This is a genomic window from Paenibacillus sp. Lou8.1 (assembly GCF_024213565.1).
GTDB classification, from domain to species: Bacteria; Bacillota; Bacilli; order Paenibacillales; family Paenibacillaceae; genus Paenibacillus; species Paenibacillus polymyxa_B.
The window spans coordinates 15116-29748 of record NZ_JANAVN010000014.1 but is presented as its reverse complement, the minus strand read 5'-3'; the positions used below and the strand labels follow the sequence as shown (position 1 = coordinate 29748).

The 14633-nt window shown below is 48.0% G+C and carries 14 protein-coding genes; 11 read left to right on the top strand and 3 right to left on the bottom strand.

What is annotated here, in order from left to right:
* The first annotated feature begins 31 nt into the window (after positions 1-31).
* The 3 genes from NLX78_RS19360 to NLX78_RS19350 are packed head-to-tail and all read left to right on the top strand — an operon-like array spanning position 32 to position 1913.
* Positions 32-982, top strand: a complete 951-nt coding sequence (locus NLX78_RS19360; RefSeq protein ID WP_061831377.1) for an ABC transporter ATP-binding protein — start codon at positions 32-34, stop codon at positions 980-982.
* A gap of 13 nt (positions 983-995) precedes the next feature.
* Positions 996-1712, top strand: coding sequence for an ABC transporter permease (locus tag NLX78_RS19355; RefSeq protein ID WP_254351302.1), 717 nt, complete (start codon positions 996-998; stop codon positions 1710-1712).
* Positions 1713-1748: 36 nt separating this feature from the next.
* Entirely contained in the window at positions 1749-1913 is a 165-nt protein-coding gene (locus NLX78_RS19350; RefSeq protein WP_250269015.1) for a YdeI/OmpD-associated family protein, read from the top strand.
* Positions 1914-2015: 102 nt separating this feature from the next.
* On the opposite strand, the gene NLX78_RS26765 is transcribed toward NLX78_RS19350, so the two are convergent.
* The 3 genes from NLX78_RS26765 to NLX78_RS19335 all read right to left on the bottom strand — a co-directional run bounded on the left by NLX78_RS26765 (position 2016) and on the right by NLX78_RS19335 (position 3970).
* Positions 2016-2312 (bottom strand): hypothetical protein, encoded by a 297-nt coding sequence (locus NLX78_RS26765; protein WP_367988473.1) that lies wholly within the window; start codon positions 2310-2312, stop codon positions 2016-2018.
* Positions 2313-2574: 262 nt separating this feature from the next.
* Positions 2575-3456: an Hsp33 family molecular chaperone HslO gene (gene hslO, locus NLX78_RS19340; protein ID WP_235308256.1), complete on the bottom strand. Its 882-nt coding sequence runs from the start codon at positions 3454-3456 to the stop codon at positions 2575-2577.
* A 31-nt stretch (positions 3457-3487) separates the two neighbouring features.
* Positions 3488-3970, bottom strand: a complete 483-nt coding sequence (locus NLX78_RS19335) for an RrF2 family transcriptional regulator (RefSeq protein WP_039275257.1) — start codon at positions 3968-3970, stop codon at positions 3488-3490.
* Between the two features lie 237 nt (positions 3971-4207).
* Between NLX78_RS19335 and NLX78_RS19330 the strand changes: the two genes are divergently transcribed.
* The 8 genes from NLX78_RS19330 to NLX78_RS19295 all read left to right on the top strand — a co-directional run bounded on the left by NLX78_RS19330 (position 4208) and on the right by NLX78_RS19295 (position 14630).
* Positions 4208-5221, top strand: a complete 1014-nt coding sequence (locus tag NLX78_RS19330; protein ID WP_061831380.1) for an LLM class flavin-dependent oxidoreductase — start codon at positions 4208-4210, stop codon at positions 5219-5221.
* A 264-nt stretch (positions 5222-5485) separates the two neighbouring features.
* A complete protein-coding gene (locus NLX78_RS19325) occupies positions 5486-7555 on the top strand; it encodes a bifunctional aldolase/short-chain dehydrogenase (protein ID WP_254351301.1) in 2070 nt (689 codons plus the stop codon).
* Positions 7556-7896: 341 nt separating this feature from the next.
* Positions 7897-9117 (top strand): L-rhamnose isomerase, encoded by a 1221-nt coding sequence (rhaI, locus tag NLX78_RS19320; protein ID WP_254351300.1) that lies wholly within the window; start codon positions 7897-7899, stop codon positions 9115-9117.
* The gene (gene rhaB, locus NLX78_RS19315) at positions 9114-10589 is read left to right on the top strand and encodes a rhamnulokinase (RefSeq protein ID WP_254351299.1); all 1476 of its coding nucleotides are present in this window, start codon (positions 9114-9116) and stop codon (positions 10587-10589) included. Before rhaI ends, rhaB begins: the two co-directional genes overlap by 4 nt.
* A gap of 20 nt (positions 10590-10609) precedes the next feature.
* The gene (locus NLX78_RS19310) at positions 10610-11368 is read left to right on the top strand and encodes a DeoR/GlpR family DNA-binding transcription regulator (RefSeq protein WP_250261483.1); all 759 of its coding nucleotides are present in this window, start codon (positions 10610-10612) and stop codon (positions 11366-11368) included.
* Positions 11369-11636: 268 nt separating this feature from the next.
* Positions 11637-12365, top strand: a complete 729-nt coding sequence (locus NLX78_RS19305) for a (Fe-S)-binding protein (RefSeq protein ID WP_254351298.1) — start codon at positions 11637-11639, stop codon at positions 12363-12365.
* Positions 12362-13891 carry a LutB/LldF family L-lactate oxidation iron-sulfur protein gene (locus tag NLX78_RS19300; protein ID WP_254351297.1) on the top strand — a complete coding sequence of 510 codons (1530 nt, stop codon included), beginning with the start codon at positions 12362-12364 and terminating at the stop codon, positions 13889-13891. The genes NLX78_RS19305 and NLX78_RS19300 overlap by 4 nt, the downstream gene beginning before the upstream one ends.
* Positions 13875-14630 (top strand): LutC/YkgG family protein, encoded by a 756-nt coding sequence (locus NLX78_RS19295; RefSeq protein ID WP_250261480.1) that lies wholly within the window; start codon positions 13875-13877, stop codon positions 14628-14630. The genes NLX78_RS19300 and NLX78_RS19295 overlap by 17 nt, the downstream gene beginning before the upstream one ends.
* The last annotated feature ends 3 nt before the right edge of the window (positions 14631-14633 follow it).

Below are 14633 nucleotides of genomic sequence, written 5' to 3'. Positions count from 1 at the left end.
AAGCTCTCTGTTTATGGAGGAGTTGAAGGCTATGAGTATTTTATCAAAGGAAAAAAATGGCGGAACGCCCGCCATACAAATTGAGGGAGTGCACAAAAAATTTGGCGACTATATCGCATTGAACAATCTTTCGCTGGAGGTGAGCCGAGGAGAGATATTTGGATTTTTGGGACTGAATGGCGCTGGAAAGACAACGACCATAAAGATGCTCTTGGCGATGCTCAAGCCAACCTCCGGCAAGCTCTATATGTTAGGTGAAAAGGTCGATGCCGGAAACTATAAATTATGGGACAAGGTTGGATATTTGGAGGAGGCTACTTTTTATCCCGATTTAACTGTAGTTGAAAATCTTGACATAGCACGACGCATGCAAGGGGTGCCTGACAAAGATTCCGTAAATCGGGTTATCTATAAGTTGGGGCTTGAGCTGCACAAACAGAAGAAGGCAAAGAATCTTTCTTTAGGAAACAAACAGCGCCTGGGACTTGCGAAAGCAATGATTCACAATCCGGAAATTCTAATATTGGATGAGCCGATAAATGGCCTCGATCCCGCAGGGGTGGCGGAGATACGGAATATGTTATATAACCTAGCGAAAAATTTCGGCGTAACTGTTTTTATATCCAGCCATCTGTTAGAGGAACTCTCGAAAGTTTCCACACGCATTGGGATTATTCACAATGGCCATCTTGTTAAAGAAGTCGCAATGGATAAGCTGGAGCAATCGTTACAGAAAAACTTAGTGGTGAATGGCCGCGACAAACATGCCTTAAAGGAGGTGCTTGAAGAGCATGGATATGAATTTGAGGAGATAATAGACGGCTATATTAAACTAACCGATGACCACGCAGCGGATAGTCCTGAACGACTGGCCGAACTGCTGGTTAAATCCAATCAACCGCCAACATTGCTTCGAGTAATTACGGAGGATTTGGAAGGATATTTTCTCCGCACAATTGGTATGACAAGGGGGAATATATAAGGGGGAATATATAATGAATATTTTTTCTGTCTTACATTGTGAGATTCGCAAGATTATCCGCGCCAATGTGTTTTGGTTGGTATTTCTTATTTTTGCATTTGGGCCAATCATGATGGGAGTCGGAATTATTTTATCCAGTGACGCCGGCGGCATCAATTGGAAAATGTATTTAACCGAATTGCTTAATAGTCTTGCCCCGCTGGGACTTATCGGGTACACCTTTATCGCGGCATGGGTATTTGGACGAGAGTTTTCGGATAAAACAATTAAAGATTTGCTTGCAAAGCCCGTTTCCAGATCGAAAATTGTACTGTCCAAATTTCTTATAATTTTAGCATGGAGCCTATTACTTTCCATGTATATGTTTGCCATAGGTTTTGCCGTGGGGGGTATTCTAGGAGTTGCGGGCGGGTTAGCTTCTTTTATTTGGAATATCTTCTTTAAATTCATTATAACATCGCTATTGTTTATTATTGTTACCACACCAGGCACTCTTCTGGCCAATGTGAGCAAGGGATACTTGGCACCATTAGGACTCATCCTGATAATCGTCATTCTCTCAAATGTTTTGGCCTCTTTTGGATTCGTCCCCTATTTTCCGTGGACCATCCCGTCGGTATTTCAAAGCACCGGGTTTTTAAAGTTGAGTAGTATAATCATTCTTGCGTCTACGGGAATAGCCGGAATAGTCGGAACATTTGCCTGGTGGAGATTTGCCGAGCAGCAATAAACGCGCTACATGCACTGAGTTGTAGATATATCAATTATGAAAAGGAACAACAATCTCTCCGCTGCTCGCACGTTCATATTTGACGATAAACTAAGCGCTGGATTGGAGAGTGTACCACAACCGAAGCAGTTCAAAACGCGCGTTTCAAGGGTTGAAACATACACACAGCCCATTCTGGAGGGCAAAGGGTTGAACGATTAGAACGGACAAATGGATCGGATAGTCAAGAAATACGAAAGGCGAGGAACATCTGCCGAAGAGCAGGTGTTTTTTTGCTTAGAATTACAGAGGGAGCAGTAACCCTTAAATTATGAGGGGGATATGATGTGTCCTTATGCTGAATCTGTTTCCGGTGTTCACCGGCATCGGGCTGATCATTCCGTTAATGCCGAAATTCATTAATGAACTGCGGATTGCCGGAAGATGTGTAATGCTCCCATTGAGCCAGTGGACTTCAACGGTAAGTTGACCGACCAGCTTTTCTAGGCGCTCCTGTTTGCTTTCGTATTCCTTTCTCATCTTGTCCGCTTCACTCGTCCCTTTCTCGAACACCATAGACGCCCGGCTCAGAAACTCGGCTTTCCACCAGCTAATCATCACGGACTCATTTCATATTTGGCGGCAATCTCGTTCACGGTCTGCTCTTCCTGCAAGACCTCCAGCACAATCTTCGTCTTAAAATTTCCTGCGTATCTTTTTCGAGCATAGCGCACCTCATTTCAAGTGATTGGAATAATATAACATTATCACTTACATCATGAACAAGTCTACCGTGTTTAGGATTAAGAAATCATCGGAAGCATTGGGAAAGAAAAAAGCTGTTCCCCAGTAGCTAAACCAACTTTTTGGGAACAGCCCATATTTAAATGATGTTTGTTTCCAGCATGTCTTCGAGATCTTCTTTGGTAAGATGGTAGTGTGCGTTACAAAAGTGGCAATGAGCTTCAGCCTGCCCATCGGTATGGATCATATCTTCTATTTCCTTATTCCCTAAGCTGATAATGGCATTGGTAACGCGCTCTTCTGAGCAGGGACAATGAAATTGCACAGGCATGGTTTCCAGTATGTTCAGGTTGCTTTCTCCCAAAATCTGACCCAGAATCTGCTCTGGCATAAGACCTTCCATGACCATTGCGGAGATGCTTGGAATGCTCTCAATGCGTCTCTCGATAAAACTGATAACCTCCTCCTGCGTATCTGGCATCAGCTGAATAATAAAACCTCCAGCCGCCTGAATAGAGTTATCCGGGTTAACAATAACTCCCGCTCCTACAGAAGAAGGAATTTGTTCGGATTGGACGAGATAAGATGTGAAATCCTCCCCCAGTTCACCCGAAACGAGAGGGACTTGTCCAACAAATGGGTGTTTTAAGCCGATATCTTTAGATACAATTAGCGCTCCATCTGTTCCTACAGCTCTGGCGACATCTAATTTCCCTATCTGATTAAGCTCAAAATGGGTTTGTGGATTTTTTACATAACCTCTAACTTCACCTTTGGAGTTGGTATCGACAAGAATAGTGCCGATAGGTCCGCCGCCATTAATCCTGATCGTCAGTTTATCCTCATCTTTAAGCATGGCTCCCAGCATGACGCCGACCGTCATAGAACGTCCCAATGCAGCCGATGCTGTGGGCCAGGTATAATGACGCCGTTGGGCTTCACTTACCGTTTCCGTTGTTCTCACGGCATAAGCCCGTACCTGGTTATTGTAGGCAAGAGCTTTTACTAAATAATCGTTCATGTTCATATTCCTTTCTGTTCATTAGAGTTCTTTACAAGACCATTTTTTCCTGAATCCAGTTCTCCAAAGAAGTCATTTTGTCATCATATCCTTCTTTAAAAAAGTCAGCGGATAGTGACGCGATGGTTTCTCTTTTCAGAACGGCTTTCCAGGAGGCTTCCGCTTCTTCCATCAAATTTGCCAGTAAACAACACTGATCGTCTTTCTTTAATTCAAGCATATCGTTGTAGATACCGCTGGAAGAATAGAGAGTCTGTTGTCCTTCAATCGCCAGATAAATATCAAATACCCGTATATCCTCAGGTTTTTTCTTTAATTTGAACCCGCCCTTGACACCAGGTACAGAAGTAATCAAATCGGCGCTAACCAATTTACGTAACAGTTTATGAAAATAAGTAGGCGAAGCACCTAACTGCTGGCTAATGGCCTCACCAGGTAAAACAGCTTTGTCCGGCAGCATCGTGAGTAGAAGAAGAGCGTAGACAGATTGTTCGACACCTGTTTTCATATGCACTAGCAATCACCTCGATCTTTATAACCAGGCTAATGTAGATAATGATTATCCATATAAATGCATGATAGACGAGCTTCTCGTAAAAGTAAACTGTTTTTGAACAAAACTAAAAATTTAAATCATTTGCAATTTATAACGGGACACATTATCATAATTGACGTATCAATTGATAGGTCAAATAATTAAGGCGTTGAGGAAAATTCGTAAAATAATATTTTGCCAGGGGGTTTATATATAATGACTACGCGTAACGTTGCACTATCTATATTAGATCTTGCACCTGTCCTTGAAGGCGGCACTCCTGCCGATTCCTTCCGCGACACGGTGGATCTTGCCCAGCATGCTGAACAATGGGGGTACCATCGGTACTGGCTAACGGAGCATCATAATATGCAGGCGGTTGCCAGTGCGGCTACGTCCGTGATCATCGGGCATGTAGCTGCACATACAAACAAGATTCGGGTCGGTTCAGGCGGTATTATGCTGGCTAACCATGCTCCACTCATGATTGCAGAGCAGTTTGGAACTTTAGAGTCGCTCTATCCGGGACGAATTGATCTTGGACTTGGCCGGGCTCCAGGCACGGATCAACCTGCGATGAGGGCACTGCGGAGAGGACTTCACAGTACTGGGGAAGATTTCCCCGAGCAATTGAATGAGCTGCGTTCTTACCTGAATCCAGCACTGAACGGAGCCGTTCCGGGAGTAAGGGCGATTCCTGGAGAAGGGCTGGACATTCCCATCTGGTTACTGGGATCAAGCGGATTCAGCGCACAGCTGGCAGGTCAGCTTGGGCTGCCGTTCGCGTTCGCCAGCCACTTTGCCCCGGCTCATTTGCTTCAGGCTCTGGAGTTGTACCATCGCAATTTTCGGCCATCCAAAGCACTGGATAAGCCATATGTGATGGTCGGTGTTAATGTGCTTGTTGCAGATTCTGATGAGGAAGCAAAATGGCTCTTTACTTCACAAGAACAGCAGTTTCTAAATGTGCTGCGCGGGCACAGCGGAGGACTGAAGCCACCAGTGGATGACATGGAAAAGCTATGGAGTGAGCACGAGAAGGAGATGGTTCGTGGTAATATGCTGGGGTATTCAGCCATCGGCAGTCCTGACACCGTCAAGCAAAAGATGGATTTGATAATCGACCAGACGAGAGCCAATGAGTTGATTACAACCTCTCAGGTATATGACCATCAGGCGCGCCTGCGCTCGTACGAGCTGCTAGCCAAAGTGATGCGTATAGTTGGGTAATTAGATGAGTTAAACGAATGAGGCCGTGCCAGAAAGGTTCTTATAACCGATTCTGACATGGCCTTTATTTTGTGCGTGGCAATGATCGTTTACCAAATGAATATATCCATTTTTTTAGATGGGTAAAAATTAAAATTTATTTTTGATTATTTTTGTATTACTCATTTTCAAATTAAAACAAAAGTGTTATAGTCTCCATAAACAAAGAAAAACCACTGTAATAAAGCCTTTCAAAACTAAAACTGAACTTGGAGGTCTTTTCCTATGGTACAAAGTCTGTGGATTTCTTCACAAGCATCTGAGCAGAAAAGCACGCTGGAAGAGCTCGTATACCGTTCTAACCTGATTGGCACAGATAGGAGTGTGTGCAACTGGGGAGGCGGTAACACTTCGGCCAAAACGATGATACAAGATTTTCGTGGGCGTGAAGTAGAAGTGATGTACGTTAAGGGCAGCGGTTCCGATCTCGCAACAATGAAAGCGCATAACTTCACCGGGCTTCGTATGGAGGATATTCGTCCTTTATTTGAAAGGGAAGATATGTCTGACGAGGATATGGTCGCATATTTGGCGAACTGTATGATAGATGCCAAGCATCCACGGGCTTCAATTGAGACGCTATTGCATGCTTTTCTGCCTTTTACACATGTCGATCATACACACCCAGACGCGATTATTAGCTTGTGTTGTGCGCACAACGGTAAGGAAATGGCTAAGGAAATCTTCGGTGACCGTTTTGTATGGGTGCCTTATATCCGTCCTGGCTTTAAGCTGTCGAAAATGATTGCCCAAGGTGTAATCGATCATCCACAAGCTGAATTGGTATTGATGGAAAAGCATGGTCTGGTTACGTGGGGAGACACATCCGAAGCGGCTTATGCCAAAACAATCCAAATCATTCAAGAAGCAGAAAGCTATATTAAAGCTCGTCAAGAGGAAAAGCAGGCGTTTGGAGGCGTAAAATATAAAGCGCTTACTTATGAAGAGCGCCGAAGCATTGCTTCCCAAGTTATGCCATCCGTCCGGGGTGCAGTCAGTGATGAGAAAAAGATGATCCTCACCTTTGATGACGCGGAGGATGTGTTGGAGTTTGTGAACGGCCGAGATTCTGCTGTTTTATCTCAGGTTGGGGCAGCATGCCCGGATCATCTGGTTCATACCAAGATGAAGCCACTCTATGTAGATTGGACACCGAATGTGGAGGACGTAGAGGGCTTGAAAGTTAAGCTCGCTGAGGGTATAGCGGCCTATAAGGAACAGTATCAAGCTTATTTCGAGCGCAATCGGCATGAGGGAGATGTTATGTTTGAGGCTGCGCCACGTGTAATTTTGATTCCGGGTATTGGTATGATCAACACAGGAAAAAGCTGGAGCAACGCGCAGGTAAGCGGCGCCTTGTATCATCGTGCTATTGCTGTCATGCGAGGAGCAACGGCGTTAGGAGAGTTTGTTTCACTCAGCGAGAACGAGTCATACAACGTGGAATACTGGCCGCTGGAGCTTTATAAGCTGTCACTCGCACCAGCAGAAGCTGAATTTTCCCGTAAAATTGCGTTCATTACAGGCGGTGCAGGCGGGATTGGCAGTGCAACCGTACGTCGCTTGGTGGATGAAGGTGCACATGTCGTACTGGCAGATCTGAATCTGGAAGGCGCGCAAAAGGTAGCCGCAGAGATAAATAGCAGCTACGGAGAAAACCGTGCCATCGCCGTAAAAATGGATGTGACGCAGGAGGAGCAGATTCAGGCTGCCTATGCAGAAACGGCATTGACCTATGGCGGTGTAGATATCATTGTCAACAATGCAGGCCTTGCTACATCCAGTCCGTTCGATGAAACATCGTTAGAGGAATGGAATTTAAATGTGAATGTGCTGGGAACGGGTTATTTTCTGGTTGCACGAGAAGCGTTCAAGCTCATGAAGGAGCAGACACTTGGCGGCAGCATGGTGTTTGTCGGCTCCAAAAACTCAGTCTACGCAGGTAAAAATGTAACAGCCTATAGCTCGGTCAAGGCGCTAGAAGCACATTTAGCCCGTTGTATTGCCGCAGAAGGCGGTGAATATGGCATCCGCGTGAACACCATTTTGCCGGATGCCATTCTGCAAGGCTCGGCAATTTGGAACTCCAATTGGCGCAACGAGCGCGCTGCCGCCTACGGCATCGAGCCCGACCAGCTGGAGGAGCATTACCGCAAACGGACGACGCTGTTGGTCAACATTTATCCGCAGGATATCGCTGAGGGCATTGCCTTTTTCGCCTCATCCAAGGCAGAGAAAACGACAGGCTGTATGCTGACCATCGACGGTGGCGTCCCCGCAGCATTTACACGCTAGCCGAATTAAAATGAACCTATGTAAGCCACATGACGATAGTTTCGAAGGGTTGTAAAACACTTTGGAAAACACGTAAATAAGCAATATAACGTATTTACGTGTTCTCATCCTTTATATACACACTAACACTTTAAAAATAGAAGTGACTTTATGGGTGGTCAGCAGCGGAGCGAGCGGAATTGTTCTGAAGAAGCGTAGCGTTCGCCTTTATCCCCGGATTTTCACCTTTAATATGTTTTAGAAAATAAAAAAATCTGGGGATAACAGCGATCGGAAGAACAATCCGCACGCGAAGCGGCCTCCCCCCCGTAACTCACTTTATTTTCCAAGGAGGAACCACGATGAGTGACAAAGCGTACGCCTTATTCGAGGAGCAACAGCAACAACGGGGCATTGACCTGGAGCAAGTAAAGGCAAAGCTGAGAGCGCTTAGCATAGAAACACCATCCTGGGGATATGGCGACTCAGGTACACGGTTTAAAGTCTTTCAGAAAACAGGCGTCCCGCGTGATCCGTTCGAAAAGTTGGAGGATGCCGCGCAGGTTCATGCTGTGACAGGCTTATGTCCATCCGTTGCGATCCACATTCCGTGGGATACAGTGGACAATTACGGCAAGCTTCGCGGTCATGCCGAAAGCCTCGGTTTGCAGATTGGGGCCGTGAATCCCAATTTGTTTCAAGATGAGGACTACATGCTCGGCAGTGTCACCAATGTAGACCCGGCCATCCGCCGTAAGGCCATCAACCATTTGCTGGAATGCGTGGATATTGCGAAGGAAACGGGCTCTAACGATTTTAGCTTATGGTTCGCAGACGGAACGAATTATCCCGGTCAGGGGGATATTCGCAAACGGAAAAATTGGATGCTGGAAGCGCTCAGTGAAATGTATAAGGCGCTCACACCTGACATGCGCATGCTGATTGAATACAAGGCGTTCGAGCCAGCCTTTTATCATACGGATATTGCCGATTGGGGCATGGCGTACAATTACGCAACCAAGCTGGGGCCGCAGGCACAGGTGCTGGTGGATACAGGGCATCATCTGCCGGGAGCCAACGTGGAGCATATTGTCGCGTTTCTAATTGATGAGCAGCGACTAGGTGGGTTCCATTTTAATAGCTATAAATATGCAGATGATGATCTGATTGTAGGTTCTACCAATCCGTATGAGTTATTTTTGATCTTTTATCAAATTTTAAATGCCGCTCAGGATGTAGAAGCTGATATCCGCCAAACCGTGGACAAAATCGCATACTTGATTGATCAGTCGCACAATATTGAATCCAAAATCCCGGCCATGATTCGCTCCGTGTTGAATGTACAGACTCAATATGCAAAGGCACTCTTGATTAATCATGCAGAGGTGGAAGATGCAGCAAACCGCCAGGATGTGCTGGGTGCAGAGGATGCTGTACGCCAGGCGTTTGAGTTTGATGTGGCACCATTGCTCAGAGCGATCCGTGAAGAGCAGGGATTACCTACAGACCCGATGAAAGCCTACTTGGCATCTAATTATGGCACGCAGATTTTACAAAGAGGCAAGGGTGGTGCAAGCTGGTGAGTATCCTCGCTTATGATTTGGGGGCAAGCAGTGGCAGGGTTCTACTCGGAGAATTGACAGATTCACGTATCGTGGTGGAGGAAATCCATCGCTTTTCGAATGATCCGGTCAAAGTTGGGGAACGTCTGCACTGGGATCTGTTGCGTCTGTATCACGAGGTTCAGCAAGGTTTGCTCAAAGCCAGACATATGGGAGTGAATCCGTCCAGTCTTGCGATTGACTCTTGGGCGGTCGATTTTGGATTGATTGGGGAAACCGGAGAACTGCTAGGCAACCCTTATCATTATCGGGATTGGCACACCCAGGGGGTGATGGAAGAAATACAGGGACGGCTAGGGAAAGAGTCCATTTTTCAGCGTACAGGCATTCAATTTTTGACGTTTAACACGATTTATCAGCTGGCTGCTATGCGAAATGCCAGTTCACCGTTGCTGGAGCAGGCAAAGCATTTCTTGATGATTCCAGATCTGCTGCGGTATTTTCTGACAGGTGAAATGTACAATGAGTTTTCGAATGCGACCAGCACGCAATTATATAATCCGTTGCAGCAAAAATGGGATGAAGAGCTTTTGTCTGGAATCGATATCCCCCGTTCCTGGTTTGGTGAGGTCCTAGAACCAGGAAATGTTGTAGGAACGATCCGCTCGTCGGTCATGACCGATCTGGGCATTGGAGCGATTCCTGTGATTGCAGTAGCAGAGCACGATACAGGATCTGCTGTGGCTGCCGTACCTGCGCTGGAGCGCTCGTTTGCGTACTTAAGCTGCGGAACATGGTCCCTGATGGGAACGGAAACGGCACAGCCTGTAATCAATGACGATACGCTTCGTTTTAATTTTACGAACGAAGGTGGGGTTGGTCGAACTTACAGGCTGCTTAAAAACATTATGGGCTTGTGGATTTTACAGGAGGCGCGCAGAGAGTGGAAGCGGCAGGGCTACTCCTATTCCTTCCCCGAACTGGTTCATATGGCAGAACAGGCTCCAGCATTCACTTCTTTGATTGATCCGGACGATGAACTGTTCCTGCACGCCGGGGATATGAAAACACGTATCCGTCAATATTGCCGCAACACTGGGCAGCCGTTGCCGGAGACGCCGGGAGAGATTACGCGCTGTATTTTGGAGAGTCTGGCGTTAAAGTATCGTTACATTTTGGAGCTTACGGAACGGGTGTCAGGACAACGGTTTAATGGTTTGCATATGGTCGGAGGAGGGATTCAAAATCGCTTGCTGTGCCAATGGACGGCCAATTCAATTCAAAAACCCGTGTGGGCTGGACCCGCAGAAGCGAGCGCAATCGGCAATCTTGCGGTACAATGGATGACACAGGGAAAGTTCGCCGATATATGGGAAGCACGCCGGGTCATCGCAGATTCTATTTCCGTGGAGGAATATGAACCTGCCGAGTCAGAAGCGTGGGAGGATGCCTACGGGCAATTCCGGCGAGTGGCGGGACTTTTTGTACATTAAAGATGTGGAGTGAGATTGCCATGCTGGTCGCAGAAAGATATGAGATGATTGTGCAGCTCGTTAATGAAAAAGGAAGCATACGGGTGTCCGAATTGAGTGAGTTGTGCAAAGTAACGGAGGAAACGATCCGCCGTGATCTGGACCGCCTGGAGCAGGCGGGACGACTGCGCCGTTCGCATGGGGGAGCGGTCAGTGTCAAAAACGAGCAACCTGAAACGCCCTATGCGGTACGGGAAATTATGAACGCAGAGGAAAAGCGTAGGATTGCCGAAGAAGCGGTCAAGCAGATTCAGCCGAATGATCGTATTTTGCTGGATGCTAGCACAACCGCCTGGTATATGGCGTCAAGCTTACCGGATATTCCTTTGACAATATTAACAAATTCGATTCGGGTAGCTACAGAGCTGGCAGGTAAGGAAAAAATCGAGGTCATTTCGACGGGGGGGCAGTTGCTTCAACGCTCGTTGTCATATGTAGGCCCGCTCGCAGAGCGTTCACTAGAAACCTATTATGTGGATAAATTGTTTTTCTCCAGCCAAGGGGTTCATCTGGATCGCGGTATTAGCGAATCGAATGAACTGCAAGCTCGTTTGAAGCAGAAAATGGTCAGCATTGCAGACCGTGTGATTTTACTGGCGGATGCGAGCAAATTTGGGCAGCAGGCGTTTACGCATGTCGTGAACCTGTCGCAAGTGTCCGAGATCATTACAGATTCACGGTTGTCGGACCCGATTCGCAGTCAACTTGCGGAGCTGGTGATTCCAGTTACGGTTGTATAAAGCGGGGAGTTTCCAAGGTGAAGGCCGCTTTGCGTTTCATTTAATCTTACGATCGCTGTTGCAGGAGGATTCTTTGATGATGTAAAAAAGGTATAATTGAGAATCCCACTGCAAGCTTCTAAATTATCACTTCCCCGGATTTTTAGCAGTGAGTAAAAAATCTGGGGGCAACAGTGATGGGAAGCAACATCCGACTGCGCAGTGGCACTAAAGGTAACTTTTCAGTTATAAAGTAATAGCAATTCCATGGACGGAAGGGGTGTTCCGTATGAAGGTATCTTTATTTATTACCTGTCTGAGTGATGCGATTTATCCCAAGGTGGGGGAAGCGATGGCACGCTTGCTTGCCAGATATGGTGTTCAGCTGGATTTTCCGAAGGTGCAGACATGCTGCGGACAGCCGTCCTATAACAGCGGCTATTGGGATGAAACGAGGGCTGCGGCCAAAACGATTTTGAAAGCGTTTAACGACAGCGATTTTGTCGTATCTCCTTCCGGCTCTTGCACATATATGATTCATCATTACCCGGAGTTGTTTAAGGATGAACCCGAATGGCTCGATTCGGCACGGAGGCTGGAGCAAAAGACGTATGAGTTTACGCAATTTATGGTGCAGGTGCTTGGCGTGACCGATGTGGGCGCGTCTTTTCCGCATACGGTAACCTACCATCCGTCTTGCCATGGCACACGTTTGCTCGGCGTGAAGGAGGAACCGATGAAGCTGCTTGGCAGTGTAAAGGGGCTGCAATTAGTACCACTTCCCTTTGCTGAGGACTGCTGTGGCTTTGGCGGGACTTTCGCGGTGAAAATGCCGGATATTTCGGGAGCGATGGTGACTGAAAAAGTGGACCACATCAGGGAGACCGAAGCCGAGGTACTGGTCGGACTAGATATGGCCTGCTTGATGAACATTGCCGGAAATCTCCGGTATCGCGAGGAACCAGTTCGGGTCATGCATCTGGCTGAGCTGCTGTATGAAGGGGTGAAGCACGTATGACCGCTGTACATTCACATTCCATGAACCAAAAGGTTAAAAACCGCGCAGAGCTGGCCCTGAACGACGATTTTCTGCGGAATGCAGTTCGTTTCACTACCGAGCGTCTGCGCAACGGCAAGCGGGTGGCCTCAGAGCAGCATGGAAATTGGGAGGAATGGCGTGAACGGGGCCGCCAAATTCGTCTTCATACCATTGCCCATCTGGACTATTACTTAAATCTATTTGTAGAAAATGCCCGCGCCAACGGGGTGCATATCCATTTTGCCGACACAGCAGCCGATGCCGTACGTATTACACTGGATATTGCTGCGCATAGCCAAGCTCGTTCCGTCGTCAAATCCAAGTCGATGGTGTCGGAGGAATTACATTTGAATCAGGCGCTGGAGGGTGCGGATATCGAGACGATTGAAAGTGACCTCGGTGAATATATTATTCAACTGGCAGGAGAGCCCCCGTCTCATATTGTCATTCCGGCGATTCACAAAAACCGCTATCAGATTGCCGAGCTGCTGTCCAAAGAAGCAGGGGAGAAACTGTCCGCGGATACGACGATTTTGGCAGGCTTTGTCCGCAAAAAGCTGCGTGAGAAGTTTCTAGAAGCAGATATTGGCATGACCGGGTGTAACTTTGCCATCGCCGAGACAGGCTCCATGGTTCTGTTTGAAAATGAAGGCAACGCACGAATGGTATCCACTTTGCCCAAAACGCAAATTACGTTGATGGGCATGGAACGGATTATTCCATCCTGGACGGATTTGGAGGTGATGGCTACATTACTGCCACGATCTGCTACCGGACAGAAGCTGACCATGTACATGTCTGGTATTTCAGGCCCCCGGCGCAGCCAGGATGCCGATGGGCCTGACGAAATGCACATTATCATCGTAGATAACGGACGTTCACTACAGCTAGGCAATCCCGAGTTTCAAGAGCTGTTGAATTGCATTCGCTGCGGGGCTTGCCTGAATGCCTGTCCGGTGTACCGACACATTGGCGGACACGCGTATGGTGGGACATATAGTGGCCCTATCGGTGCAGTGCTTACGCCTGCCCTTCATGGCAACATTGAAGAGTGGAACGATATTGCGAGTGCGTCCAGTCTGTGTGGTGCGTGTTATGAAGCCTGTCCGGTCAAAATACCGCTGCATGATATGCTGGTATATTTGCGTAGACGTAAGGTGGAGGCGGGACAAGGAGATAAGCTGGAAACGGCAGGAATGAAAGGTTTTGCGACAGTGGTTTCCAGCTCGAAGCGATTCGCAGCGGCGATTCGGCTAGGGCAGATTGCACAGAAAGCGGTCGTCCGTAAGGGCGAAATTACCCTTAAGCTGGGCCCGCTAAAGGGATGGAATACGTACCGCGTAGCTCCCTCTCTGGCGAAAAAATCCTTTCGTCAGCAGTGGAACACGCTGGAACATAAACTGGAGCAGGAACGCAACGTGATGCAGCCGGATGTTCTCAGCCGCATGGAGAAGATTTTGGCAGATAGAAGTAAAGGAGGGACGCAGCATGAGGGAACAGAGTAATCCTTCTGCGCAAGCAAAAGCGGCCCATGAAGCGTGGCTTCAGCAAATGGAAGCAGAATCGCGTGCTAAGCAAGTACGCTTTATGGACGGCATCGCGACGCGGCTCAAGCGTCCACGACAGACGGAGCCGCCAGTTCAGCCGTTTCGCGGGGCACCTGCATTTTGGCACGAATTCGAATGGAGCGCGGAGCAGCGCATCGAGGAGTTCACCGCCAACTTTACAAGTGTTGGCGGGCATGTCGTGCGTCTGCCGGATTTGGAGCAGACCGCAGACTGGATCGCGCTCAAAGCGCGAGAGCTGGGAGCGGCCTATATCGTCCGGCAGAATGAGCCGGACCTGGATGCGCTCCAGCTGGAATCGGCGCTGCCGGAAGTCCGTTTATCGGTGTGGAACACCGATCCAGTCGAGGACTGGAAGGCCCGCGCTGCCGAGGCGGATATCGGCATCGTCATCGCCGACGAAGCGGCTGCTTACACCGGTTCGGTAGCGGTGCTATCCTCGCCGAAGAAAGGCCGTGCGGTAAGCCTTTTGCCAACCGCACTGATTATTCTTCTGCCCGTAGAGCGCTTGCGAACACGACTGGGCGAGATTCTAAGTCGCTTTGACGAAGTCGGGCGTGAGCAACTGCCCGCAGGCATTCATTTTATTACTGGACCGAGCCGCTCGTCGGATATTGAAAATGATTTGACGATTGGCGTGCATGGACCCGGCATCGTCTATACGTTGTTAGTGGGCTAGCGT

Coding starts and splice junctions, on each gene's coding strand:
- NLX78_RS19360 (WP_061831377.1), top strand. CDS start 32: ATGAGTATTTTATCAAAGGAAAAAAATGGCGGAACGCCCGCCATACAA.
- NLX78_RS19355 (WP_254351302.1), top strand. CDS start 996: ATGAATATTTTTTCTGTCTTACATTGTGAGATTCGCAAGATTATCCGC.
- NLX78_RS19350 (WP_250269015.1), top strand. CDS start 1,749: ATGAAAAGGAACAACAATCTCTCCGCTGCTCGCACGTTCATATTTGAC.
- hslO (WP_235308256.1), bottom strand. CDS start 3,456: ATGAACGATTATTTAGTAAAAGCTCTTGCCTACAATAACCAGGTACGG.
- NLX78_RS19330 (WP_061831380.1), top strand. CDS start 4,208: ATGACTACGCGTAACGTTGCACTATCTATATTAGATCTTGCACCTGTC.
- NLX78_RS19325 (WP_254351301.1), top strand. CDS start 5,486: ATGGTACAAAGTCTGTGGATTTCTTCACAAGCATCTGAGCAGAAAAGC.
- rhaI (WP_254351300.1), top strand. CDS start 7,897: ATGAGTGACAAAGCGTACGCCTTATTCGAGGAGCAACAGCAACAACGG.
- NLX78_RS19310 (WP_250261483.1), top strand. CDS start 10,610: ATGCTGGTCGCAGAAAGATATGAGATGATTGTGCAGCTCGTTAATGAA.
- NLX78_RS19305 (WP_254351298.1), top strand. CDS start 11,637: ATGAAGGTATCTTTATTTATTACCTGTCTGAGTGATGCGATTTATCCC.
- NLX78_RS19300 (WP_254351297.1), top strand. CDS start 12,362: ATGACCGCTGTACATTCACATTCCATGAACCAAAAGGTTAAAAACCGC.
- NLX78_RS19295 (WP_250261480.1), top strand. CDS start 13,875: ATGAGGGAACAGAGTAATCCTTCTGCGCAAGCAAAAGCGGCCCATGAA.